Raw genomic sequence first — 2,694 nt, forward strand, 5'->3', positions numbered from 1 at the left:
TGGTTCTGACTGCGGGCGAGCGCGACGGACTCCGCGTACCAGCGGCGAGCGGCAGCGGCATCGCCCGCCAGCCACTCCACCCGGCCCATGTGATAGGCAATCCACACCCGCGGCAGCGAAACCCGGTTGGCCACCAGATCACTGAACGCCTGCTCCCCAACCCTGCGCGCCTCCGCAATCTCACCATTCTCCGACAACGCAACCATCAGTGAGATACGGGTCAGCGCGGTGTTCTTTCTGTTCGTGCGCAGATGAGCTTCGTATCCTCTTTCAGCGATCTCTTTTGCTGTGGTCAATTTTCCGGTCATAGCGAGAGCGCCGCCTTTTACGCTGGCTCCGAGCAGCCAGACGGGAGGGTACGCAGATTCACTGACGTCACCTTCCAGCTCTTCCAGGTGGCGGAGGGCTTCAGTCAGGCGGCCTGAGAGAGCGAGGATGTAGCCCTTGGTGACGTGAAGGGCGTGCTGTGCGGCTGGACGGCTCAGCGCTTCCCGCGTCTCATCGATGACCGCGAGTGCCCTGTCGGTCCGGGCGCCGACCAGAAACAGGTTGAGGGCACGGGCGATGGTCACTGCAAGCTGCTCTTCTTCGTCGCGGGCGTTGGCACCGGCTTCCAGGAGGACCGTTTCTGCGTCGGCGCTGCGCCCGATCTCCCGCAATGCCTCACCGAGCATGAGGCGCGTCGCCAGTGTGTGGGCATTGTCTGGCAGGGCCTCGAGCACATAGGCGACCTGACCGTAGTCGTGTGCGTGCTTCGCGAGGGCTGCTGCGTGGATCAGGAGCTCGGGGTCGGCGTTCCCGCCGCCGGCGAGACGCCACGACGCCGTCCGCAGCGCATCCCCGTGCCGCCGGGACCCATGGCTCTCCACAAGATCGGCCTGCCTCAGCAGGATCTCCCGTCGCCGCAGATAGGGAACCCGCGCACGCAGGATCTCGCTGTACAAAGGCTGCGCGAGCATCACACTCGTGCGGCGGCGGTCTGTGGCCCGCCGCACCAGGCCGGCGTCCTCGAGGGAATCCAGCACACCAAGCGGGGCAACGGCCTCCGCACCATTCAGCGAGAGCTCCCCACAGACAGCAAGCGCCTCCAGCAGCGCCTTGCCCTCAGGCTCCGCAGCAGTCAGCCTGGCAGTGATCAACTCGGACAGATGCTGCGTCCCCACCGAACTGCGCCCAAACAGCTCACCACGCGCAAGATCCCACACCTCACCATCGCTCTCCAGATCACCAGCAGCCAACGCCCCCAGAACCAGCTCCCGCAGGAACAACGGATTCCCACCGCTCCCCGCGAAGAACTCGTGCACTGTCCACCTTCCGACGGATCCGCCGAGTACTTGCTGCAGCAGATCCGCCACCTGCTTTTCCGTCAGAATGCCGAGTTCTTCCCGATGAACAGCCTCGCTGGCAGTCAGTTCCTGTACTGCATGGCTCAGTTTCTGTCCGCGCCGTACTGTGCCAATGAGAAAAATGGTCTTCGTGTCGATGAGCTCACGCAGCAGCAGAGCCGAAGTGGCGTCCAGCAGCGGAACGTCGTCGACCAGCATCACAAGCCGCCCGCCGCCCGCAGCCTTCATCCGGCTCGCCACCGCGGCAAACCCGGATCCAGGATCAGTGAAATCCACACCGGCCGGCAGCAGATGCGCGATCGCACCCAGCGGCACGTTCCGGGCGGCTTCCGTAGCCACCGCCCGGCCCACCTGCCACCCCGCAGCACCCGCGACCTCAGCGCACTCAGCAGCCAGCCGTGACTTACCCACCCCAGCCGTCCCACATACCATGAACCCGCTGCACCGTACATCAGCAAGCAACCGCCTGAACTCCGCCAAGAGCTGATCACGCCCCACCAGCGGCCACCGGCCGCCAGCACTTGTCAGTCCAGTCACGGGCACCTCCCCAGAGCGGACGGCATCATAGTGGGACGGGCATCATGCCAGGTGGTACTGGCAGCCATGACAACTTTACCTCCCTCGGAACGAAGGCGTTGTGCAGAACCACCGGCCAAAAAATGATCCCAGGTGTTACTTTGACCAATGCATCGGAAGAACCCCTTCAAGGATCGCATGCTAATCAGTACACACTCCAGGCGCGATGCGATTTTCGACTCTCCGTGCCGAGCGCAAATTGAAAGCGAGGTATTGTTTGTGCTGCGTCTTGTCATAAATGCACGCTGACCACGGCAGGGCACGGGACCCGCACGGACCAGGAACAGTCTGCGACCGCCCCGTAGCCAGTGTCAGAGGCCTGCCGTCACGGCAACGAGGGCTGGGGGAGCACCGTCCGTTTCTCCGTAGAAAACCCGCCAGGACTCGTCGTCGGCTATCCCGCCTCGGCGCCTGCTCTTCCAGACATCGTCTGAAACCTCAGAAGGGGGCACGGCGTTTCGCCCGCCAGAAGCGGCCATAGCAGCCGGACCGCGATGACGCGGCAACGGCACCTGTGATGCCGCTGCGGGCCGCGGCGGTGCTGCTGAGCTACAGCCAGCGGGCGGCGAGCTGCCGACTGACATGTCGCCGCGCATCGCGAAGGAAGCGGTGCGTGAAGGCTCAGTGAACCTCTTTCATCCTGAATACGTGCAGGTCATGAGGGTGTGGACGGCCTAGACGATGGTGCCGATGCGGCGGGTGGAGCATCTGGCCCGCCGGAGCAGTCGCCAGGTCTTCAGCTGTGCGAAGGCACGTTCTCCAGGAGCCCGCA

1 protein-coding gene and 1 pseudogene are annotated in these 2,694 nt (G+C 64.3%); both read right to left on the minus strand.

The genetic code is table 11. The annotated features are described in order from the left end of the window. On the minus strand, nucleotides 1–1,889 hold a 1,889-nt coding region (locus tag ACF08N_RS37990; RefSeq protein WP_392329260.1), incomplete at its 3' end, for an AAA family ATPase. A 707-nt stretch (nucleotides 1,890–2,596) separates the two neighbouring features. Continuing rightward, nucleotides 2,597–2,694 (minus strand): annotated as a pseudogene (locus ACF08N_RS37995) (IS5/IS1182 family transposase); the annotation flags it as partial.

Source organism: Streptomyces sp. NPDC015127 (assembly GCF_043080095.1).
Classification (GTDB): domain Bacteria; phylum Actinomycetota; class Actinomycetes; order Streptomycetales; family Streptomycetaceae; genus Streptomyces.